The organism is Serratia sp. BW106, assembly GCF_002607755.1.
GTDB classification, from domain to species: Bacteria; Pseudomonadota; Gammaproteobacteria; order Enterobacterales; family Enterobacteriaceae; genus Serratia; species Serratia proteamaculans.
In genome coordinates, this window is record NZ_MCGS01000050.1 from 1 (window position 1) to 22,725 (window position 22,725).

A 22,725-nucleotide genomic window follows, 5' to 3' on the forward strand; every position below is an offset into this window, starting at 1 on the left:
GCGCTGCACAAGTCAGCGTTTCCGTCATTTTTCATACTGAATATGGCCAAACTCCTGAGCAAAACGGTCCACCTGCTGCCAGTCGGTATACTCCACTTCTTTACTGGTATCCGTTTCGCCGCCCGTCATTCGCATAATAAGTTGAATCATGACTCGATCGAACCAGCGATAACGTGGATAACGAAGCGCGCCGGCAAACACGACACACTGTTTTGGCTGCCAGGGGGAAGACAACAGGAACTTGCGGGTATAGGCGTTAGTCTGTGGGGAACGCTTGTCTGCCTTACGTGCGGTCAGGTTCACGCTAAAGAATGCGCTCGGCATCAGGTTCAACTGTTCGGCATGACGCTTAACGAACTTTTCCAGCGTCGGATGGAAATGGCCATAGCGTATTGAGGCACCAATCAGTACCTGCTGATACTGATTGAGGTCGACATTGTCCGCCTGCAGCAAATCGATCACGTCGCAGCGCAGCGTATCCTGCAATTTGTTTGCTATATAAGAAGCGATAGAACGTGTTTGCCCATCACGGCTAGAATAAAGAATCAGTGCCTTCACGGCGTTACTCCTTCTATCAGGATCATTCACGCCAGAACGTCGGCGTAAACAGAACCAGCAGTGTAAAGACCTCAAGGCGCCCGAACAGCATCGTCAGAACCAGGATCCACTTCGCCGGTGCAGGCATAGTGGTAAAGTTATCCGCCACCACTCCCAGCCCAGGTCCAAGGTTGTTCAACGTCGCCGTTACGGCAGCAAAGGCAGAGAAATCATCAACGCCGGTAGCAATAATTGCCAGCATGCTGACGATAAACACCAGCGCATAAGCAGAGAAGAATCCCCAGACCGCCTCCAGGATACGTTCCGGCAGCGCGCGGTTACCCAATTTAATAGTGTAAACCGCATTAGGGTGCACCAACCTTTTTAGCTCACGCGAACCCTGTAAATACAGCAGCAGGATACGGATCACTTTCAGGCCGCCACCGGTCGAGCCGGCACAGCCACCTATAAATGCGGAACACAGCAACAGCATCGGCAGGAATAACGGCCATTTGGCAATGCTGTCAGTGGTAAAGCCCGCCGTTGTCGCCATCGACACCACCTGGAAGAACGCCTGATTGACCGTTTCCATTCCGGTTTTGTAGACCCCATGTCCCCACAGCACGGCGGTGCACACCACTACCAGCGTCAACTGCACGGCAATAAACATACGGAACTCAGGATCTCGCCAATACACTTTCAGACTGCGGCCGCTCAGCAAGGCGAAGTGCAAGCCATAGTTACAACCGGAGATCAGCAGGAAAATCGCAATGATGGTGTTGATGGTCGGACTGGCGTAATAGCCGATGCTGGCATCGTGGGTAGAGAAACCGCCAATAGCGATGGTCGAGAAACTGTGGCCGATGGCGTCAAACACCGACATGCCGGCGCCCCAAAGTGCCAGCGCACAGGCAATGGTCAACAGAACGTAAATCAGCCACAGAGTTTTGGCCGTTTCGGCAATGCGTGGACGCATTTTGTTATCTTTCAACGGCCCTGGCATTTCTGCGCGGTACAGCTGCATGCCACCGACGCCGAGGATGGGCAGTATCGCGACTGCCAACACAATGATCCCCATCCCGCCCATCCATTGCAGCATCTGACGATAGAACAAAATGGCTTTGGGTAGTGAGTCCAACCCCACCAGCGTCGTCGCCCCCGTGGTGGTTAAACCGGAAAACGATTCGAAGAAGGCATCGGTCAGCGAAAGATTAGGTCGCTCCGAAAATAAAAACGGTAATGCCCCGACGCTGCCCAGCACCGTCCAGAACAACACCACAATCAGAAACCCCTCTCGTGGCTTCAACTCATGCTTTTGTTTACGGTTAGGCCACCACAGCATCAGGCCAATAGTTACCGCCACAAAGAAGGTCTGGCTGAATGCCCGCCCCGCCCCATCGCGGTATATCAATGCCACCAGACCAGGAATAAACATCGTCCCGGAGAACAGGATGACCAGCAAACCAACGATACGGGTTATAGCGCGAAAATGCATTTCAGCACGATCCTTAGCAATTCAGTTGGGGGAATTATTGCGAAATGGGGGTTAATTGCAAATTACCGCGACTGAGATCACGTAATTTATTCCCGAACGCTTCAACGCCGGTGACCGGTAAAGCCAGATGCAGCATGACGAAAGCGCCATATTCCCCCTGTACAATCCGCCCTTCAGTTTGCTGCAACAGATTCTCTACCAACGCCAACTGAGCATAGTCACATTGCAAAGTATATTCGGCCTGCGGAATTTTGTAGCTCACGGCCAATTGCTTTAATGCCTGCTGCACACCACTGCCGTAGGCTCTCACCAAGCCGCCGGTACCCAACTTGATACCGCCGTAGTAACGTACCACCACGGCGGTGATTTCGCCGATGCCGCTGCCCATCAGTTGGGCCAGAATGGGTTTACCCGCCGTGCCGGAAGGTTCACCGTCGTCGGAAAAACCCAACTGCTGTGAGTCCGTCGGTGGCCCGGCGACAAATGCCCAGCAATGGTGCCTGGCCGCCGGATGTTCATCACGAACCTGCTGGATAAACGCCTTTGCCACATCAACCCCGCCGGTCGGTGCCAGCAGGGTGATGAAACGGCTCTTCTTTATTTCTTCGCTGACACTGACGGGGCCTGCCGGGATCGGATAAGGCTGCATCAGGCCAGATTCAGATCGCGCGTCATGTTCTCGATACGCTTTTCGTGGATCACAATATTGTCTTCAATACGGATACCACCATAAGGTTTCAGTGCATCGATGCGATCCCAGGCAAAGTGTTGACTGAATTCACCGCTGCGCCATGGCGCCAGCAGGGACTCAATAAAATACATGCCAGGCTCAATGGTCAATACCATGCCTGGTTGCAACACCCGGGTGCAGCGCAGGTACGGATATTTGGACGGGGCGGCCAGATGGGTCCCCTGTTCATCCTGCATAAAGCCGGCTGAGTCGTGTACCTGCAACCCCAGAGGGTGGCCCAGACCGTGTGGCAGGAATGGTGTGGTCAGCCCCTGCTCTACCATGGCTTCTTCACTGATGCCACTCACCAGCTTGTGGCTCTTGAGCAGTTTGGCGACGCGTTGATGCATTTGCACATGGTAATCGGTGTAACGCACGCCAGCTTTGATGGTAGCCATCAGCGCCAGTTGCTCAGTGTTAAGATCTTTTATCAGGTGTGCAAAATCACTGCCGCTCTGGCCCGCGTAGGTGCGTGTCAAATCAGCGGCGTAACCGTTATATTCGGCACCGGCGTCAAGCAGGAAGCTCAGCATTTCGGACGGTGGCTGATGATCCAGCGTGGTGTAATGCAGCACTGACGCATGCTCATTCAGCGCAACAATGTTGTCATAAGGCACATCGGTATCGCGATGCCCCGTCGCCGTGAGGTAAGCCTGGTTGATATCAAACTCACTCATGCCGGACAGGAAGGCCTCATGAGCAGCACGGTGCCCCATTACAGCGGTCTTCTGTGCTTCGCGCATACAGGCCAGCTCGTAGCCGGTTTTGATGGAACGATGGAAATCGAGGTAGTTCAACACCGCTTTCGGGTTGACGTTTTCCGCCAGGATACCCAGATCGCGAGCACGCTGCTGCGCATAGCCGATATAACCCACACGCTCACGCTGAGCAGGAAGCTGCTGCGCGATTTCATCAGCATTGGCCAGCGGTATCAGTTCAACGGACTTGGTCCAGAAACTCTCCGGCAGTGGCTCAACGCTGTGCCAGTAATCTACCGGCGAATAGAACCACAGCTTCGGTTTGTTAACGCCATCCACCCACAGCCAGCAGTTTGGCACTGAAGTGACGGGCACCCAGGCCTTAAAGTGTGCGTTCACTTTGAACGGGTAGCTACGGTCATCCTGGAATATCCGCTGCAATTCCCCGGAGTGAATCAGCAACGCATCCAATTTGTTACGCGTTAACACTTCACGCGCCCGCTTTTGTAGCTCTGCCAGGTGGTCGTTATACAAAGAAGCCAGTGTTTCCATCACAATACCCTTATACATACCATTAGAACGGAATGAGTCATCTTAGCACACCGTTCAGGTGCACCAACCCCATCAGCTCTGGCATGCGGAGCGGTTCGCAAATCACTGTAAACGTCGTTACATCCGCAGCTTAACAATTAGCCAGGCAATCAGTCCCAGTAACGCGATCGCGACCGCCCACAGGCCGTGATGTTCGAGCAAAACCGCACCGGCAGCGGCAATACCCGCCAGACACTGCTGCAGAAAACCACACAGTGCCATAGCATAAGCACCCTGTTCTTTGGCATCGCTCACCGCCATCGCCATGCTGTTGGGGAACAGTATCGCCTGGCCAAAGATCGTCAGGCAATACAGCGCGATGAAAACTGTCATACCGGAAAGCCCCACCAGCGTACCGCTCCACCACAGCAGCATAATCGCAGCGGTGGTGACGGCGACGATACTCGTCCCTGCCTGCATCAGCCACTTGCCGCCAATACGTGCCACCGTCCGGTTTACTGCCATTGCCCCGGTAAAGTAAGCCACGCCGATCACCAGCCCCAGCGCCCCAAAGGCGGTAACGTTGAGGCCAAACCCCTGCTGCATGATAAACGGGCTCACTTCCTGCAAGGTGACAGTGGTAGCAAACCCCAACCCGCCGACAATCGCCGGCCAGAAGAATCCCGGTCGACGCAGAATAAGCCAATAGGTTGCCACCATGGCCGGGCGCTGGCCCAGGGTGCGACCCGCTTCCAGTGGCAGCGCCACCATTAATAGCAGGATCGCCAACCCGGTCAGCCCCATCAGGACAAAACCCATTTGCCAGTGTGAGTACTGGCTAAGCAGCCCGCCGACAAATTGCCCACCGCCCAACGCGGCGATAAAGGCTATCGACAGAACCGAGAGACGCCTTGCCAGCTCATCACCACTCCAGTTATCACGAACAATAATTCGCGCGATGATCGCAGCACCGCCGGCGGCCACCCCCTGCAGCGCCCGCAGCATCAATAATTGAGTACCGTTACTGCAAAACGCCAGCAGCGCACTGCAACTGATAAACAGCGCCAGAGACAATGTCAGCGGCAGGCGACGGCCAAAACGATCGGCTGCCGCCCCCCAGAACAATACCGGCAGGGCGGCACCTATCACGAATATCGATATCGAAAGCTCGGTGGCGCGGCGCGTCATTCCCAGTTCCTGCATCACCGTCGGTAATGAAGGTAAATACACCGTCGTTGCCATCTGAGCCATAAACACCAGCAGGCAAGCCAACGTCATGGTTCTGGCGGGAATACTCCAGAAACCGCTGTGTTTTACACATACCGCTTTACTCATTTCACACCTCTGCGTGGGCAGCGCTCTGCTTTGGCAAGAGTAATAGGGCTTTCACACGCCGACAAATCACCATAAAGCATAAAATATAACTTCGTTTTAAATCAAAACACTAACCCAACGCCATGTGATCAGACCAGCAAAAATGCAATCTCTCATTTGCATATTGTTAACATAAAAACCACACTCCTCATCATCTGGTCATACCAGATCAAACGCTGATTCAGGAGATAGACATGCTCTACCAAGGCGAAACATTACAACTACATTGGCTCGACAACGGCATCGCCGAGCTGGTGTTCAATGCCCCAGGCTCGGTCAACAAGCTGGATACCCGCACCGTTGCCAGCCTGGGCGAAGCGCTCGCGGTGCTGGAAAAGCAGACCGAGCTGAAAGGCTTGCTGCTGCGTTCCACCAAGGCCGCCTTTATTGTCGGCGCCGACATCACCGAATTCCTTTCGCTGTTCGCTGCCCCGGCTGAAAAGCTGCAGCAGTGGCTGACCTTCGCCAATGCGATCTTTAACCGGCTGGAAGATCTGCCGGTACCGACCATTTCGGCCATTAATGGCTATGCGCTCGGCGGCGGCTGTGAATGCATTCTGGCAACCGACTTCCGTGTCGCGTCACCGGATGCGCGCATCGGCCTGCCGGAAACCAAACTGGGCATTATGCCGGGCTTCGGCGGTTCGGTTCGCCTGCCCCGCCTGCTGGGTAATGACAGCGCGCTGGAAATTATCGCCGCCGGTAAAGACGTCAGCGCCAAAGACGCGCTGAAGGTCGGCCTGGTGGATGCGGTCGTTGCACCGGAAAAATTGGTGGAAGCTGCGCTGAAAATGCTGCAACAGGCCATTGAGGGCAAACTGGACTGGCGCGCTTATCGCCAACCCAAGCTCGAGCCGTTGAAACTCAGCCCAATCGAAGCGGCCATGAGCTTCACCACCGCCAAAGGCATGGTGCTGCAAACCGCCGGCAAACATTATCCGGCGCCAATGACCGCAGTTAAAACCATTGAGGCCGCCGCCAGGCTGGGCCGGGATGAAGCTCTTAAACTGGAAACCGCCAGCTTTGTGCCATTGGCCCGTTCCAAAGAGGCCCGCGCATTAGTCGGTATCTTCCTTAATGACCAGTTTGTGAAGGGTCAGGCGAAGAAGCTGGCAAAAGGTATCGAAGCACCGAAGCAGGCTGCAGTGTTGGGGGCCGGTATCATGGGTGGCGGTATCGCCTACCAGTCCGCGCTCAAAGGCGTGCCGGTGATCATGAAAGACATCAGCGACAAGTCCCTGACGCTCGGTATGAATGAAGCCGCCAAACTGCTGAACAAGCAGTTGGAACGTGGCAAGCTGGATGGCATGAAGATGGCCCAGGTGCTGTCGACCATTCAACCGACGCTGGATTATGCCGGTATCGAACGCGCACAGGTGATCGTCGAAGCCGTGGTCGAGAATCCAAAGATTAAGGCAGCAGTACTGTCCGAAGTGGAAGGCCTGATCGGTGAAGATACCGTGCTGGCGTCCAATACCTCGACCATTCCGATTAATCACCTGGCAAAATCGCTGAAGCGCCCACAGAATTTCTGCGGTATGCACTTCTTTAACCCGGTACACCGTATGCCACTGGTGGAAATTATCCGCGGTGAGCAGACCAGCGACAGCACCATCGCCGCCGTGGTGGCCTATGCCAGCCGTATGGGCAAAACGCCAATTGTGGTTAACGATTGCCCAGGGTTCTTCGTCAACCGCGTGTTGTTCCCGTATTTTGCCGGTTTCAGCATGCTGCTGCGCGACGGTGCAGACTTCCGCCAGATCGACAAAGTGATGGAAAAACAGTTTGGCTGGCCAATGGGCCCGGCTTACCTGCTCGACGTCGTGGGGATTGATACCGCACACCACGCTCAGGCGGTAATGGCAGCCGGTTTCCCGGAGCGTATGGGTAAAGATTACCGTGATGCTATCGACGTGATGTTCGATAACCAGCGTTTTGGCCAGAAAAACCAGCTGGGCTTCTATCGTTACAGTCAGGACAACAAAGGCAAGCCGCGTAAAGACAACGATGAGCAGACCGATGTGCTGCTGGCCGAAGTCAGCCAACCGCGTCAGACCATCAGCGACGAAGAAATTATCGCCCGCATGATGATCCCGATGATTAACGAAGTGGTGCGCTGCCTGGAAGAAAACATTATTGCCAGCCCGGCCGAAGCCGATATGGCGCTGGTCTACGGCATCGGTTTCCCTCCGTTCCACGGTGGGGCGTTCCGCTACCTGGATACGCTTGGCACCGCCAATTATGTTGAACTGGCCCAGCGTTATGCGCATCTTGGTGCCCTGTATCAGGTGCCTGCCGGCCTGCGCGCCAAAGCCGAACATAATGAAAGCTACTACCCGGTGGCAGCCCCGCTGTCCGATGTCTCCACTGGCCAACCGGCATGAGGTCATAAAGATGGAAAACGTAGTTATTGTTGATGCCGTACGCACGCCGATGGGCCGCTCCAAGGGCGGCGCCTTCCGCCAGGTACGTGCTGAAGATCTTTCCGCTCACCTGATGCGCGCCGTACTGAGCCGCAATCCGTCGCTGGATGCCGCCGAAATTGACGACATCTACTGGGGTTGCGTGCAGCAAACGCTGGAGCAGGGCTTTAACATCGCCCGTAACGCTTCCCTGTTGGCCGAGATCCCGCATAGCGTTCCTGCGGTCACCGTCAACCGACTGTGCGGTTCCTCCATGCAGGCGCTGCACGATGCCGCACGCGCCATTATGGTCGGCGATGCACACGTCAGCCTGATTGGTGGCGTAGAGCATATGGGCCACGTGCCGATGAATCACGGCGTGGATTTCCACCCGGGTCTGAGCCGCAGCGTGGCAAAAGCCGCTGGTATGATGGGCCTGACGGCCGAAATGCTGGCCAAGATGCACAATATCAGCCGCCAGATGCAGGATGAGTTCGCAGCACGCTCGCACCAACGCGCGCATGCCGCCACTCTGGCCGGCTATTTCAAGAATGAAATCATCCCAACCACCGGCCATGACGCCGACGGGGTGCTGACCCGCTATGACTTCGACGAAGTGATCCGCCCGGAAACTACCGTCGCCAGCCTTGCGGCTCTGCGTCCGGCATTCGACCCGGTCAACGGTACCGTCACCGCCGGCACCTCTTCGGCCTTGTCTGACGGTGCTTCCGCCATGCTGTTGATGAGTGAGTCACGAGCCAAAGCGCTGGGCCTGAAAGCCCGAGCCCGCATTCGTTCGATGGCAGTGGTCGGTTGCGACCCGTCCATCATGGGTTATGGCCCGGTACCTGCCAGCAAGTTGGCGTTGAAACGCGCCGGACTGAGCGTGCAGGACATCGATCTGTTTGAACTGAATGAAGCCTTTGCCGCCCAGTCACTGCCGTGCATCAAGGATCTGGGGCTGTTGGACAGCATTGACGACAAAATCAACCTGAACGGTGGCGCCATTGCTCTGGGCCATCCATTAGGCTGCTCGGGTTCACGTATCTCTACCACCCTGCTGAACAATATGGAACGCCGTGACGTGCAGTTTGGTCTGGCAACCATGTGCATCGGTCTGGGTCAGGGGATTGCCACCGTCTTCGAACGCGTTTAGCTGTGTCTATTTGGGATGACTGCGTCAACACTTAAAACCGCAGCATCCCGCCAAGTTTAGTTGCCGTACTTCCCGCCTGTCAGGGGCGGGTTTTTTTATGCCTGAAATTCCGCTGACGCCCCAATAAAAAGGGGCAGCCATTGGCCACCCCGTTTGATACCGCTTCGCGCCTCAGATAAACGAGAAGGCGTCGCCAAACATATGCGCTTCCAGTGCGCCACGTTCGGCACAGAAACGTTCACGAGCGATTTTTGCCATCTCGAAACGGCCGGCAATATAAATGTCGTGTTCTGCCAGCGTGCCGAAGTCCTGCAACACCGCGCTGAGCACCGTGCCACTACGGCCACGCCACTCTTCTTCCGGCTGTTCAACCACCGGGATCACTTTCAGATTCGGGTGCTGCAACGACAAGGCTTCCAGTTCACTCAGGTCATACAGGTGCTTCAGCTCACGCCCGCCCCAGTAGATAGAGATATCGCGATCCGGCTGCTGTTCCAGTGCGGCCAACAGAATCGAGCGCGCGTAGGAGAACCCCGTACCGCCGGCGATCAACACCAGCGGACGGCTGCCTTCTTCACGCAGCCAGGCGTCACCGTGCGGAATATCAACGGTAATCGCCTGCTCTTTCAGAATACGATCCATCACCGCCATGGCGTACAGATTCAGCTCCGAAGCGCCAATATGCAGCTCAATGTAATCCTTGTCTGTCGGAATCGATGCCAGTGAGAACGGACGCTTGTCGCGCTCATCCATCACCACCATCAGATACTGCCCTGCCTTGAAAGAAAACGGTGCCTCAGGCACCAAACGTACCCGATAAACCGTATCGGTAATGGCCTCTACGGAGGTCACTTTACAGCTCAATATTGTCATGCGTTCCCTCTGTCGGGTCATCAATGCAAAACTGAGAACAAAGCCTGGCGCTACAGCGTCGGTTCTCTGTCACTGAAAATTGCGAGCTCATCCCAGATGTCATCGACGCGCGCACGCACCTTTTCATCCATCTGAATCGGACGGCCCCATTCGCGCTGGGTTTCACCCGGCCATTTATTGGTGGCATCCAGCCCCATCTTCGATCCCAAACCGGAAACCGGTGAGGCGAAGTCCAAATAATCGATCGGCGTATTCTCCACCAAAACGGTATCCCTTGCCGGATCCATTCGGGTGGTGATCGCCCAAATCACATCATTCCAGTCGCGTGCGTTGACGTCATCGTCACAGACGATAACAAACTTGGTGTACATAAACTGACGCAGGAACGACCAGACACCCATCATTACGCGTTTGGCATGACCGGCATACTGTTTCTTGATAGTGACTACCGCCAGGCGATAAGAGCAACCCTCAGGCGGCAGATAGAAATCAACAATTTCCGGGAACTGCTTTTGCAGGATCGGGACGAAGACTTCATTCAGCGCCACGCCCAACACCGCCGGTTCATCCGGCGGACGACCAGTGTAGGTCGAGTGATAAATGGCATCACGACGCTGGGTGATATGGGTGATGGTGAATACCGGGAAGTGGTCTATTTCGTTGTAGTAACCGGTGTGATCGCCATACGGACCTTCAGGCGCCATTTCACCCGGCTCGATATAGCCTTCCAATACGATTTCCGCACTGGCGGGCACTTCCAGATCGCAGGAGATGCACTTGACCACTTCGGTTTTGTTGCCGCGCAGCAGCCCGGCAAAGGCATATTCAGACAGGGTATCCGGCACCGGTGTTACCGCGCCGAGAATAGTGGCGGGATCTGCGCCCAGCGCAACCGCAACCGGGAAACGCTCACCGGGATGCGCCTGGCACCATTCCTGGTAATCCAACGCGCCGCCGCGGTGCGACAGCCAACGCATGATGACTTTATTCTTGCTCAGCACCTGTTGGCGATAAATACCCAGGTTCTGTCGCTCTTTTTGCGGCCCGCGGGTCACGGTCAGGCCCCAGGTGATCAGCGGTGCGGCATCTTCCGGCCAGCAGTGCATCACCGGGATACGGCTGAGATCGACATCATCCCCCTGCCATACCTGCTCCTGACAAGGTGCTGAACCCAACACCTTGGTCGGCATGTTCAACACTTGCTTGAACTTCGGCAGTTTATCGAACAGATCGCGAAAGCCCTTTGGCGGCTCCGGCTCTTTAAGGAACGCCAGCAACTTGCCGACCTCGCGCAACGAGCTGACATCCTCCTGGCCCATCCCCAGCGCTACGCGACCGGGAGTACCGAACAGATTGCACAGCACCGGCATGTCGTACCCTTTAGGGTTTTCGAACAGCAACGCCGGGCCGCCCGCACGTAAAGTACGATCGGCAATTTCTGTCATTTCCAGATAGGGATCAATCGGCTGGCTAATGCGTTTTAGTTCGCCTCTCTTTTCCAGCAACGAGAGGAAATCGCGTAAGTCACGGTATTTCATGCTGATCATTATAACGGCCAGTGAGAAGGGCATTATAGGCCCTCTTCACGGTTGTTGCTGCACTTTTGTTAAACACCGGTAAAGACCTCACCGGCACTCAGTGGCACGTGAACGGCACCAGCGGGCTTAATGCCTGCGTATCCTGATACTCCTGGGTCTCCACGCCGTGGCGGAACACCTTGAAGCCCTGGTCTCTGGCACTGAAATAACGCAGATCATTGCCCTCAACGTGCAACAGGCTGCCTTCGCGCAGCGCCACCACAGATTCGCTCGGATTGACTGCACAGAACTCCGCCAGCCGCTCATCACGGGTTTCACCCATGTGGCCACTGATATGGGCGTCAATGTAATGCGGGTTAATTTGTACCGGGAACAGGCTCAACGCCGGCAACACGACGCTGTTGCGCACCGGCATATCATTGGTGGTACGAATGCTCGGCGTGGCCACGTTACACCCGGCGCTCCAGCCAACATAGGGAATGCTGCGTTCACCAACGGCTCGCTGGATCGGAACGATCAGGCCCTTCTCATGCAGCATCTGGTTCAGCATCCAGGTATTGCCGCCGCTGACCAAAATACATTCTGCCTGTTCAATCGCCACCGCAGGAGACTCGGCATGGTGAATACTGGTGACCTTGATGCCTAAAGTTTGCGCCAGATCCTGCGCGCGCTGATCGTAATCACTGCGGATCATGGCATATGGGATGAAAACGGCGGACGTAATACCGCGACGCGCGATCATCGCCAACAGGTGGCTCTTGGCATAGCCCAGCAGTTCACTCTCACCGGACAGCTTGCCGTTGCTCAACAGAAATAACTCCATTTCTCCCCCTCAATCAAAAACGATGAATACCGTCACATCAGGCGACAGCGCCTCAAGGCATACTGCGACGGTAGCAAATTTTCAGCCCTCTGTTATACCCAAGCCGTGCGGATAAGTGTGTGACCCCTCGCTAATTGCTAACGATTCATACAGATAGCGGCTGTTACATGCTGAAACTTGCATCACTATGTATCCGTAATGGCTTTTGATATGCTTACCGGCTGACAGAAAGGCATGTGAAATTATGGAATCCTGGTATCTACTGTATTGCAAACGCGGCCAACTTTTACGGGCGCAAGAACATTTGGAACGGCAGGAAGTGAACTGCCTGAGCCCGATCATTACGCTGGAAAAGATCGTGCGTGGTAAACGCATCGCGGTCAGCGAACCTTTGTTCCCCAACTATCTGTTTGTGGAATTTGATCCGGAGCGTATCCATACCACCACCATCAGCGCAACACGTGGTGTCAGCCACTTCGTGCGCTTTGGTTCGACGCCGACCACCATCCCACAGAAGGTGATTGAAGAGTTGCAGACGCATACCTGCGAAACCTACTTCGATCCGGAAACGCCGCAACCGGGAGACAGTGTGTTGATCGTCGACGGTATGTTTGAAGGCCTGCAGGCGATTTACACCGAGCCGGATGGTGAAGCACGCTCAATGCTGTTGCTGAATCTGATCAACAAACAGGTCAGTCAAAGCGTGGATAATCGACAGTTCCAAAAACTGTAATGCAAAAAGGCGCCTAGGCGCCTTTATTATTGGAGACAGACAGCTTAGCGCTGCATGGCTTCGTCATGCATCCACTGAGCGACCCGCTTGGCGAAGTAGGTCAGCACACCATCGGCACCGGCACGCTTGAAGCACATCAACGACTCCATCACCGCCGGCTGTTCCTGCAACCAACCGTTCTGAATCGCCGCCATGTGCATCGCATATTCACCGGAAACCTGGTAGGCGAAAGTCGGCACACCGAAGGTGTCTTTTACCCGACGCACCACGTCCAGATACGGCATGCCTGGCTTCACCATCACCATATCCGCGCCTTCCTGCAAGTCCTGCGCAATTTCCTGCAGGGCTTCGTCGCTGTTGGCTGGGTCCATCTGGTAGGTTTTCTTGTTGCCGCCTTTCAGATTGCCGCTGGAACCGAGCGCATCACGGAACGGGCCATAGTAGCAGGACGCATATTTCGCAGAGTAAGCCATGATCTGAGTATTAATCAGGCCCTGATGCTCCAGTTGATCGCGGATCGCACCGATGCGGCCATCCATCATGTCGCTTGGCGCCACGATTTCTGCCCCGGCTTCGGCATGGGACAGTGCCTGACGCACCAGGATCTCTTTGGTGATGTCGTTAATGACATAACCCTGCTCGTCAATGATGCCATCCTGACCGTGGGTAGTGTACGGGTCGAGCGCCACATCCGTCAGAATGCCCAGCTCAGGCACCGCGTCTTTCAACGCGCGTACCGTACGCTGCACCAAACCGTCCGGGTTATAGGCTTCTTCTGCGTGCAGTGACTTCAGGCCAGACTCAATCACCGGGAACAGGGAGATCACCGGCACGCCCAGTTTGGCGATGGCTTCTGCTTCTTTAACCAGCAGATCGATGCTCATGCGCGATACACCAGGCATGGATGACACCGCTTCCTGACGGTTACTGCCTTCCATAACAAATACCGGATAGATCAGGTCGTTAACCGTCAGTTGGTTCTCCGCCACCAGACGACGACTGAAATCATGACGGCGCACGCGGCGCATACGGCGACCTGGGAAGGTACCCGGAAATGCATAGCTCATAGTTTTCTCCTAACTCATTCCAGCCGGAATAACCGGCGGGCGTTCTCATCGGTTTTCTGCCCCAGCCATTCGGGGTCTTCTTGTCGCCAGGCGGCCACTTGCCGGACGATATGAGGCAAAAAACAGGGTTCGTTGCGGCGAGATGCAGGTTTCGGATGTAAATCCCGGGGCAACAGATAGGGGGCGTCGGTTTCCAGCAACAGACGATCCGCCGGAATATGCGGCAACAACGCACGCAATTCCAGGCCACGCCGCTCATCACAGACCCACCCGGTAATCCCCACAGACAGGCCTAGCGACAGGCAGCTTTCTAATTCTTCGGCGGTGCCGGTAAAACAGTGCACCACGGCCGCGGGCAGTTTATCCAACCACGGCGCCAGCAGCGCGGCAAAACGTGCGTGTGCATCACGGCAATGAAGAAAAACCGGCATCGCCAACTCTGCCGCCAGCGCCAATTGTGCGCTGAAGGCCACTTCCTGCTGCTCTGGAGTAGAAAAATTACGGTTGAAATCCAGTCCACATTCGCCAATCGCCGCGACCTGCGGCAGGGAGGCCAACTCACGGATTTGGTCGGCGACTCTATCGTCCCAACTGCTGGCATGGTGCGGATGCACCCCGGCGGTAGACCAACAAAAACCCGCATGCTGTTGCGCCAGTTCACTGGCTGCCAGACTTTCCTGCAGGTCGGTGCCGGTAATCAGCAATCCTTTCACGCCGGCGGCGCGGGCACGATCCACTACCGCAGGGCGGTCTTTGGCAAACTGTGAACTGGTGAGATTGACGCCGATATCAAACATGGTTTTTCCAAAGCAAAAGCCGCCCATCGGGCGGCTTGCGACATACTAATTTTTAAACGGCCGGGGGTTCGTCACCCTCGTCTTCTTCTTCCGGTTGCGAACGACGCTTGCCGGTATAGAAACGGGCAAAGAACACGCCCACTTCAAACAGCAGATACATAGGGATCGCCAACAGCGTCTGCGAGAACACATCCGGCGGGGTCAACAGCATGCCAACCACAAATGCCCCGACCAACACGTAAGGCCGTTTCTTTTTCAGGTCTTCCGGCGAAGTGACGCCACTCCAGCACAGCAGAATAATGGCAACCGGCACCTCAAACGCCACGCCAAACGCCATAAACAGCGCCATGACGAAATCGAGATAGTTATTAATATCGGTCGCTATCATCACCCCGGCCGGTGCGGTCTTGGCAAAAAAGCCGAACGCCAGCGGGAACACGATAAAGTAGGCAAACGCCATGCCGAGATAAAACAGCAGGCTGCTGGAAACCAGCAAAGGCATCATCAGGCGGCGTTCATGCTTGTATAACGCCGGTGCAATAAATGACCAGACCTGGTACAGGATCACCGGCGCAGAAACAAACACCGAGACGATCATGGTCAACTTGATTGGAGTAAAGAAGGGTGAAGCCACGTCGGTGGCAATCATGCTCGCCCCGGCGGGCAACTGCTTGATCAGCGGCGCTGACACCAGTTGATAAATGTCATTGGCGAAAAAAACCAGCACCAGGAAGATCGCCAGTATGCTGATAATCGAGTTTAACAACCGCTTACGCAGTTCTATCAGATGACTGATAAGGGGTTGGGTATCTTCAACAGCCATGTTTTAACGATCGCCACTAGGTTGGTGAGACGCTGGGGTTTTATCCACAACAGGTTCTGGGGTCGCCTGAGCAGCCGAAGCGGCCGGTTGTTTAACCGGTTCGACTACGGGTTGTGCAACCGGCGGCGTTACTGAAACCACCGGCTCCGGCACGGCAGCCGGGGACGATGCCACGGCCGCGGCTTCTGCTGGCGTCACGCCGTCATGAATGGCTTCAGGATCGGTGACCAGAGGGTTATGGATGGTGTGCGCAGGTTCGGTTTTGATGTCACTGTCGCCCTGATAAGAACGTTTCAGCGATTCCGCCGCGTCTTTCAGCTCATCCATTGACGCCTTCAGCTCCGGCGACAAATTCTGCATGCCCGCCTTCTCTACCTTTTTCAGGCTGTCCTGCAATTCCTGCAGCTTCAGCTCCTGAGAAAGTTCGTTCTGCACCGAAGCCGCCAACGAACGCAGCGCGCGGATCCAGCCCGAAACTGTTCTTACCGCTACCGGCAACCGTTCCGGCCCGAGTACCACCAGGCCGATAACCAGAACCAGCAGCAGTTCACTAAACCCAATGTCAAACACGGTTTATACCTGCTCTTTGTTCTTCGACTCTTCCGTTTTCACTTCCGGCTGCTTATCGGTAATAGGCTTGGCCGTGAAGTCAGCGTCGTCCAGGCTGCTTTTCTCAGCCGTGTTGGTCGGTGGTGTATTTTCGTCACCGATCGCCTTTTTGAAGCCCTTGATTGATGCACCGAGATCAGAGCCCAACGTACGGAGCTTTTTGGTACCAAACAGCAGCACCACGATCACTGCGATGATCAACAATTGCGTAATACTAATACCGCCCATTGCAATTACCTCTATTTTTACAGGGTTTTCTCAAAATCCGCCGCATTATACGGCAGATTTTACCAGAGTTTCGAATCAATTCAGGTGGTTCGCTTCCAGCCAATCACCCAGGATACGATGCCGGCCGCTATCAGCCATGCTGGGAACACTTCAACCTCCCCCAGCAGCAAAATCGTACCGCTTACCAACAGTGTAGCGCCAACGCCGAACAAATAACGCGATTGTCCCTGACGGACGCGCTGGGCCTGCATCTGATTGGTCAGCTTATCAACGCTTTGTTGCAACAGTTTATGCTGCTGCAGGCTATCGTAAAATAATTCAGGCAGTTCGGGCAGTTTCTCGGCCCAAAACGGCGCTTTTTCTTTCAGTGCGCGGATCACCGCCGGTATACCGACCTGATCGCGCATCCAACTTTCCAGGAACGGCTTGGCGGTGGTCCACAAATCCAACTGTGGATAGAGCTGCCGCCCCAGACCTTCAACATACAGCAAGGTCTTCTGCAATAACACCAGTTGGGGCTGGACTTCCATATTGAACCGGCGTGCAGTATTGAACAGGTTCAACAGCACGTTGCCAAACGAAATTTCCGACAGCGGCTTCTCGAAGATCGGTTCGCACACGGTGCGGATAGCGAACTCGAAATCCTCCACATTGGTATCCCGTGGCACCCAGCCAGAATCAACGTGCAGCTCCGCGACCTTGCGGTAATCACGATTGAAGAAAGCGATAAAGTTTTCCGCCAGATAGCGTTTATCGTCTTTGTTCAGCGAGCCGACAATACCGCAGTCGATGCCGATGTAGCAGGGATCTTCAGGATGCTCATAACTGACAAAAATATTACCGGGATGCATGTCCGCATGGAAGAAGCTGTCACGGAATACCTGGGTAAAGAACACCTGTACCCCGCGTTCGGCCAACAGTTTCATGTTGGTGCCCTGCTTTTCCAACGTCGGGATATCCGAAACCGGGATCCCGTAGATGCGCTCCATCACCAACACGCTTTCGCAGCAGTAATCGGAGTAAACCTCCGGCACATACAGCATCGGGCTACCGTCGAAATTGCGGCGCAGCTGGATGGCGTTGGCCGCTTCACGCAGCAGGTTCAACTCGTCCAGCAAGGTCTTTTCATATTCGCGCACCACTTCGCGCGGACGCAGACGGCGGCCATCCGGCATCAGCTTTGGCACCCAGGCTGCCAAACGGTACATCAGGCGAACGTCAGCCTTGATGATCGGCCGGATATCGGGCCGAATCACCTTGAGTACCACTTCCTGCCCGGTCGTTTTTAGCCGGGCGGTATGAACCTGGGCTATCGATGCCGAGGCCAGCGCCTGTTGGTCAAAATCATCAAACCAGGTTTCCAGCGGGCCACCCATCGCCAACTCAATATGCTTGCGCGCCAGTGCCCCGTCGAACGGTGCAACCCGGTCCTGCAGCAGCGTCAGTTGATCGGCGATCTGTGGTGGGAACAGGTCGCGACGAGTGGACATCATCTGGCCAAACTTAATCCATACCGGTCCCAGTTCCTGCAGAGCCAAACGCAGACGTTCACCCAGAGGTTTATCCGCATGGCGGTTTGGCATCCAGAACAGCAGACGGCGGCCAAATCGCAGCGGCAACGTCAAACGCATCTGGGGGATAAGTTCATCCAGGCCATAGCTGAGAAAAACGCGGACGATCAAATACAGGCGGCGTAGTTCGCCAGGGGTCATCGTTTACCCTCCAACTTGTCCATGCGAGCAATCAGCGTTTCAAGGTTACGAACGGTGGCGTCAACTTCCTCGTTGAACCACACCACTTCCAGTGGGCCTGGCGCCACACGCCACTCTTCCGTCAGCGTTTCCGCCACATAATGCTGTTGCCGCTGGAAGCCGGTCTTCAGCAGGTTCGCACCTTTACCGAGCACCTGCGTGACGCCCTGCGCGGCAATATCGCCGATGTAGGGGGCCAGCCATTCAGCCGGATCCCACTCCGCCAGATCGAGCAACCCAACCAGTTGCTGAACCACCTGAATATCACCTTCGACAATCAGTTCACCGCTGCGCATCAATGGCGAGAGCTGTTGGCGATCTCGCAGCTTCAGCAACACCGAAATACGGCTGCGCACCGTGCAGTCGGCGGTATCGTCAGACTGGCCAAGGACATCGACGCGTTGCTCACTGAAGATCAGCACCAGCGGTGAAGCAAGCTCCTGCAACTCAATACGCAATACCTTACCCGCCAGGCGCAGACGGGCGGCCTTCATGCTGCGATCGCGGAACAGCAGGCTGTTGAGCGATGTTTCCAGCACGCCGGTTAACAACGGGGTTAACAGCATCGGCATATCCATATCAGAACTTGAAGCCGCGATGCAGGGCCACAATACCGCCGGTCAGGTTAAAATAGGTCACGTTGTCAAAACCGGCAGCCCCCATCATGCCCTTCAGGGTTTCCTGATCGGGATGCATGCGGATCGACTCGGCCAGATAACGGTAGCTTTCCGGATCCTTCACCACCAGCTCGCCGATTTTCGGCAGCACATGGAAAGAATAAGCGTCATAGGCTTTTCTCAGCGGTGCCAGCAGCGGCTTGGAGAACTCCAGTACCAGCAAACGACCGCCCGGCTTCAGCACGCGGAACATGGAACGCAGCGCTTTGTCTTTGTCTGTGACGTTGCGCAGGCCGAATGAAATGGTGATGCAGTCAAAATAGTTATCCGGGAACGGCAGCGCTTCGGCGTTGGCCTGCACGTAACTGATGTTGCCGATAATGCCGCGATCGCGCAGCTTCTCGCGCCCCATCTTCAGCATCGAATCATTAATGTCCGCCAGTACCACCTGCCCCTGCTCACCGACCATGCGGGAGAACTTGGCGGCCAGGTCACCGGTACCCCCGGCCAGATCCAACACCCGCTGCCCACGGCGTACGCCGCTGCAATCAATGGTAAAACGCTTCCAGACACGGTGGATGCCAAACGACATCAGGTCGTTCATCACGTCATACTTTGCAGCTACCGAATGAAAAACGTCTGCCACCATGGCCTGCTTCTCGTCTCGAGCTACGGTGCGAAAACCAAAGTCAGTGGTTTCCTGCGGTTGATCTGCCATTGTCCTGCCTGCTATTCAGTCAATTTAGTGTGGATGAGTGTACCAGAACCCCACGGAATACCCCACCTCGCAGCGGTTGTCATGCCTGCGATGCGGAGCGGGGTTCCTCTGCGGAGTCGTCGTATTCCGCCTCCGGCAGCGCGTCAACTTCATCGTCGCCCGCCGCCTCGAATTCATCATCATGCTGCGCACTGGCCTGTTGAGCCAGCAGCGGGTTGATCGGCCTTTTCACCTCAACCCCCAACGCACGGAACCCCTCGGTCTGGCCGATAAGATTACCACGGCCTTCACTCAGTTTGTTCATCGCCTGGCGATAACTCCCCTGAGCCTTATCCAGGCTCTGCCCCAGTGCCGACATATCGTCAACAAACAGCCGCATTTTGTCATACAACCGCGCCGCTCTGTCGGCAATGCGCTGAGCATTCTGACTCTGATGCTCATAGCGCCACAGGTTGGTAATGGTGCGCAGCGCCACCAGCAAGGTGGTCGGGCTGACCAGCATGATATTGTGCTTGAGTGCCTCGCTGATCAGCTCCGGCTCACGGTCGATGGCCAACAGGAAAGCCGGCTCGACCGGAATAAACATCAACACGTAATCAAGCGAACGCAGGCCTGGCAACTGCTGGTAATCCTTGCGCCCCAGCAGGCGGATATGGCCGCGCAGCGAGCCAATATGCTCACTCAGCGCCGCCTCGCGCTCGGCTTCATCTTCGCTGTTGAAGTACCGTTCGTAGGCCACCAGCGACATTTTCGCATCGATGACCACGTCCTTGCCCTGCGGCAGACGAACAATAACGTCGGGTTGCATACGGCTCTGATGGTCCAGCCGCACATTGACCTGGGTTTCGTATTCATGCCCTTCGCGCAGGCCTGAGGCCTCCAGCACCCGGCTTAACACCACCTCACCCCAGTTACCCTGAGTTTTATTGTCCCCTTTCAGGGCCTTGGTGAGGTTAATCGCTTCGCGCGCCATTTGTGCATTGAGCTGCTGCAGATTACGTATTTCGTGGGTCAGCGTATGGCGTTCGCGTGCTTCCTGGCCAAAACTGTCCTGCACCTGGCGGCGGAAACCGTCCAGTTGCTCGCGCAGCGGCAACAACAGACGATCCAGACTTTGCTTATTCTGCTCGTCAACCTTACGTCCGCTGTGTTCAAAAATGCGGTTGGCCAAATTTTCAAACTGGGTAGTGAGACGCTGTTCGCTGTTGATCAGCAGACGCTGCTTCTCTTCTGCCGCCATGCGAGTTTCTTCCAGGCGAATAGTCACCTCCCGCAGCTCGGCCTCTTGCGCGCTGTTAACCTCACGCTGGGCCCGCAGCTCCTGATTCAGCAACTCACATTCGTTACGCCAGTGATCGAGCTGTTGCAGTTTTTCATGTCCGGCCGCCAACTGGCTGTGCAAATTGCGCAGTTCCAAATCGCTCTGCCGCATTTGCTGCTCATTACGCTGCAGGGTTTCTTGTCGGGCCGCAATTTCCTGCTGCGCCTGTTGCAGTGATTGTTCCAACAGCCGTAGCTCGGTTTCATGCTGTGCATGTGTCTGCTGCACCCGCAGGCTGGCGATTAGCCACCCCAGCAGCAGGCCGATTGCCACCCCGCCCATACCGTAAACCAAACTGGTATCCACTCTGCCTCCTGTTACACCTGACCGTTCCGGCGTTTTATGCGCCTGTTGCCCGTCACGTTAAGGGGATGCTGTATGGATGTCCAGTCTGTTTTTGCCCCAACGGCGCAAAATTGCGAAACGCTACGCAAGTCAGACCCAAACTAGCCAAACCACTGGCTTAACCACTTGATGCCAAACGCCCCCGGCGCGAGAATGCCGAACGCCCAGATCATCGCCGAAGTGATATTCGCCACCTGAAAATAACGCTGGGGCATGCCGCAAATGCCACCGACCAGCGGTACCACAGCACGCAACGGGCCGAAGAAGCGGCCGATGAAAATACCCAGTACGCCCCAACGTTCAAAGAACGCATGGCCACGCGTCAACAATTGCGGATTACGCGATAACGGCCACATGTGCGCCACACGATCTTGATAGTGGTAGCCAATCCAGTAAGAAAGCCAGTCGCCGAAGAATGCCCCTGCGGCGGCGGCGGCCCAGATCGGCCAAAATGCAATGCCGCTTTCACCAATCAACGCTCCCAGCGCCAGCAAGATCACCGTGGCCGGTAACAACAGCGACAGAAATGCCAGTGATTCACCGAACGCCAGGAAGAAGATAATCGGGATAGCCCAGCCTTCGTGCTGACGCACGGTTTCGCTGACCCAGTGGATAATGTCATTGAGGCTCAATATAGGCTCCTGATGCGGGATTTATGGCCCCAAGAATACGCAATGTCGGCCGGGGTCGGTTAAACCCCGGCTAAACACCTGCGCGGTTTACTCGAGGTAGAATGCCTGCAACGCTTCACGCTGGTGTTGGCCCAGGCCGTACTCAGCCTCCAGCCAGCGATCGGTAGAACCATATTGGTCACGGATGCAGCTCAGTGCGGTCATCAGGAACTCTTCGCGAGCACTGAGCACGTAGGCAAACTGCCCCAATGCAGAGGCGTTGAGGCGAATCGACAGTTGATCCAGCATCTGCTCGCGGAAGGTCGCCAGCGTGGTTTCGGTCAGCAGGTAATCTTCTACCACCGTCGCTTCATCAGCCCCCAGCGCAAACAACACCAGCGCCGATCCGACGCCGGTGCGATCCTTGCCCACCGCACAGTGCTGGACGATGGCACCGTTATCGACGTTGCTCAGCAATTGGGCCAACTGTTTGTATGCCGCATTGCCGAAAGGCAGCCGACGGTAAAGCTCCAGCATAAACGCCTGTGCGTCGAAACCGGCCAGCGTATCGCTGGTCAGTTTTTCCAGATTGGCATTCACCTCATTGCTCAACGGATTGGCCGGAAAATGATGGTAATCGGCACCGCGCCACAGGATGTCTGGCTTGGCCTGAACTTCATCAGGGTCCCGGTAATCCAGCACCGAGCGTACCGGCACACCGGCCAGGAAGGTGCAGTCGTTTTCCGTCAGACGTTCCAGCGAGCCGGAGCGGAATAGCAGGCCACGCTTGATACGGCGGCCGTCGGCGACGCTGTTGCCGCCGAGATCGCGAAAGTTAATGCCGCCATCAAGCGGCGCCAATGAGGGATGAAGCAAGATCTGGGCGGTCATAGACGTCCTCGTGGTGATTGTCTGAAAAAACGCAACCAGAGAGCAGCAGCAAAGCCG

General features: G+C 55.8%; 22 protein-coding genes. 3 read left to right on the forward strand and 19 right to left on the reverse strand.

The genetic code is table 11. The annotated features are described in order from the left end of the window. Window positions 1-24 precede the first annotated feature (24 nt). The 5 genes from hemG to BEI65_RS24490 all read right to left on the reverse strand — a co-directional run bounded on the left by hemG (window position 25) and on the right by BEI65_RS24490 (window position 5,326). Window positions 25-558, reverse strand: a complete 534-nt coding sequence (gene hemG, locus BEI65_RS24470; RefSeq protein ID WP_099065465.1) for a menaquinone-dependent protoporphyrinogen IX dehydrogenase — start codon at window positions 556-558, stop codon at window positions 25-27. A 22-nt stretch (window positions 559-580) separates the two neighbouring features. Then, window positions 581-2,032 (reverse strand): Trk system potassium transporter TrkH, encoded by a 1,452-nt coding sequence (gene trkH, locus BEI65_RS24475; RefSeq protein ID WP_012004734.1) that lies wholly within the window; start codon window positions 2,030-2,032, stop codon window positions 581-583. Window positions 2,033-2,066: 34 nt separating this feature from the next. Beyond that, window positions 2,067-2,681 carry an IMPACT family protein gene (locus tag BEI65_RS24480; protein ID WP_099065466.1) on the reverse strand — a complete coding sequence of 205 codons (615 nt, stop codon included), beginning with the start codon at window positions 2,679-2,681 and terminating at the stop codon, window positions 2,067-2,069. After that, the gene (pepQ, locus tag BEI65_RS24485) at window positions 2,681-4,012 is read right to left on the reverse strand and encodes a Xaa-Pro dipeptidase (RefSeq protein ID WP_099065467.1); all 1,332 of its coding nucleotides are present in this window, start codon (window positions 4,010-4,012) and stop codon (window positions 2,681-2,683) included. Before pepQ ends, BEI65_RS24480 begins: the two co-directional genes overlap by 1 nt. 117 nt (window positions 4,013-4,129) lie before the next feature. Next, window positions 4,130-5,326 (reverse strand): MFS transporter, encoded by a 1,197-nt coding sequence (locus tag BEI65_RS24490; protein WP_099065468.1) that lies wholly within the window; start codon window positions 5,324-5,326, stop codon window positions 4,130-4,132. A 233-nt stretch (window positions 5,327-5,559) separates the two neighbouring features. On the opposite strand from BEI65_RS24490, the gene fadB reads away from it, so the two are divergent. Both fadB and fadA read left to right on the forward strand, forming a co-directional pair. Continuing rightward, window positions 5,560-7,749 carry a fatty acid oxidation complex subunit alpha FadB gene (gene fadB / locus BEI65_RS24495; protein WP_099065469.1) on the forward strand — a complete coding sequence of 730 codons (2,190 nt, stop codon included), beginning with the start codon at window positions 5,560-5,562 and terminating at the stop codon, window positions 7,747-7,749. 10 nt (window positions 7,750-7,759) lie between these two features. Continuing rightward, window positions 7,760-8,923 (forward strand): acetyl-CoA C-acyltransferase FadA, encoded by a 1,164-nt coding sequence (fadA, locus tag BEI65_RS24500; protein ID WP_012004729.1) that lies wholly within the window; start codon window positions 7,760-7,762, stop codon window positions 8,921-8,923. Between the two features lie 171 nt (window positions 8,924-9,094). On the opposite strand, the gene fre is transcribed toward fadA, so the two are convergent. From fre to pepE, 3 genes are all read right to left on the reverse strand, one after another. Then, window positions 9,095-9,796: an NAD(P)H-flavin reductase gene (gene fre, locus BEI65_RS24505; protein WP_085116546.1), complete on the reverse strand. Its 702-nt coding sequence runs from the start codon at window positions 9,794-9,796 to the stop codon at window positions 9,095-9,097. 50 nt (window positions 9,797-9,846) lie between these two features. Continuing rightward, window positions 9,847-11,343, reverse strand: coding sequence for a 4-hydroxy-3-polyprenylbenzoate decarboxylase (ubiD, locus tag BEI65_RS24510; protein WP_099065500.1), 1,497 nt, complete (start codon window positions 11,341-11,343; stop codon window positions 9,847-9,849). 88 nt (window positions 11,344-11,431) lie between these two features. Then, window positions 11,432-12,157, reverse strand: a complete 726-nt coding sequence (gene pepE / locus BEI65_RS24515; RefSeq protein ID WP_099065470.1) for a dipeptidase PepE — start codon at window positions 12,155-12,157, stop codon at window positions 11,432-11,434. Window positions 12,158-12,401: 244 nt separating this feature from the next. Between pepE and rfaH the strand changes: the two genes are divergently transcribed. Beyond that, a complete protein-coding gene (rfaH, locus tag BEI65_RS24520; RefSeq protein WP_099065471.1) occupies window positions 12,402-12,890 on the forward strand; it encodes a transcription/translation regulatory transformer protein RfaH in 489 nt (162 codons plus the stop codon). A 44-nt stretch (window positions 12,891-12,934) separates the two neighbouring features. Here the strand turns inward: rfaH and hemB are convergent, their stop codons facing one another. From hemB to BEI65_RS24575, 11 genes are all read right to left on the reverse strand, one after another. After that, window positions 12,935-13,957, reverse strand: coding sequence for a porphobilinogen synthase (gene hemB / locus BEI65_RS24525; protein ID WP_099065472.1), 1,023 nt, complete (start codon window positions 13,955-13,957; stop codon window positions 12,935-12,937). A 14-nt stretch (window positions 13,958-13,971) separates the two neighbouring features. Beyond that, window positions 13,972-14,754, reverse strand: coding sequence for a 3'-5' ssDNA/RNA exonuclease TatD (gene tatD / locus BEI65_RS24530; RefSeq protein WP_099065473.1), 783 nt, complete (start codon window positions 14,752-14,754; stop codon window positions 13,972-13,974). A gap of 52 nt (window positions 14,755-14,806) precedes the next feature. Further along, window positions 14,807-15,577 carry a Sec-independent protein translocase subunit TatC gene (gene tatC, locus BEI65_RS24535; RefSeq protein WP_099065474.1) on the reverse strand — a complete coding sequence of 257 codons (771 nt, stop codon included), beginning with the start codon at window positions 15,575-15,577 and terminating at the stop codon, window positions 14,807-14,809. A 3-nt stretch (window positions 15,578-15,580) separates the two neighbouring features. Then, complete coding sequence (tatB, locus tag BEI65_RS24540) at window positions 15,581-16,147, reverse strand: Sec-independent protein translocase protein TatB (RefSeq protein ID WP_099065475.1); 567 nt, start codon at window positions 16,145-16,147, stop codon at window positions 15,581-15,583. 3 nt (window positions 16,148-16,150) lie between these two features. Next, window positions 16,151-16,414, reverse strand: coding sequence for a Sec-independent protein translocase subunit TatA (tatA, locus tag BEI65_RS24545; RefSeq protein ID WP_085116539.1), 264 nt, complete (start codon window positions 16,412-16,414; stop codon window positions 16,151-16,153). A gap of 80 nt (window positions 16,415-16,494) precedes the next feature. Then, a complete protein-coding gene (gene ubiB, locus BEI65_RS24550) occupies window positions 16,495-18,126 on the reverse strand; it encodes a ubiquinone biosynthesis regulatory protein kinase UbiB (protein WP_099065476.1) in 1,632 nt (543 codons plus the stop codon). Beyond that, window positions 18,123-18,731, reverse strand: coding sequence for an SCP2 domain-containing protein (locus tag BEI65_RS24555; RefSeq protein ID WP_099065477.1), 609 nt, complete (start codon window positions 18,729-18,731; stop codon window positions 18,123-18,125). The genes ubiB and BEI65_RS24555 overlap by 4 nt, the downstream gene beginning before the upstream one ends. Window positions 18,732-18,744: 13 nt before the next feature. Then, entirely contained in the window at window positions 18,745-19,500 is a 756-nt protein-coding gene (gene ubiE / locus BEI65_RS24560) for a bifunctional demethylmenaquinone methyltransferase/2-methoxy-6-polyprenyl-1,4-benzoquinol methylase UbiE (RefSeq protein ID WP_085116537.1), read from the reverse strand. Between the two features lie 79 nt (window positions 19,501-19,579). Continuing rightward, complete coding sequence (gene rmuC / locus BEI65_RS24565; protein ID WP_099065478.1) at window positions 19,580-21,127, reverse strand: DNA recombination protein RmuC; 1,548 nt, start codon at window positions 21,125-21,127, stop codon at window positions 19,580-19,582. Window positions 21,128-21,267: 140 nt separating this feature from the next. Continuing rightward, complete coding sequence (locus BEI65_RS24570) at window positions 21,268-21,798, reverse strand: DedA family protein (RefSeq protein WP_085116535.1); 531 nt, start codon at window positions 21,796-21,798, stop codon at window positions 21,268-21,270. Between the two features lie 87 nt (window positions 21,799-21,885). Then, window positions 21,886-22,668 carry a tyrosine-protein phosphatase gene (locus BEI65_RS24575; protein ID WP_099065479.1) on the reverse strand — a complete coding sequence of 261 codons (783 nt, stop codon included), beginning with the start codon at window positions 22,666-22,668 and terminating at the stop codon, window positions 21,886-21,888. Between the last annotated feature and the right edge of the window lie 57 nt (window positions 22,669-22,725).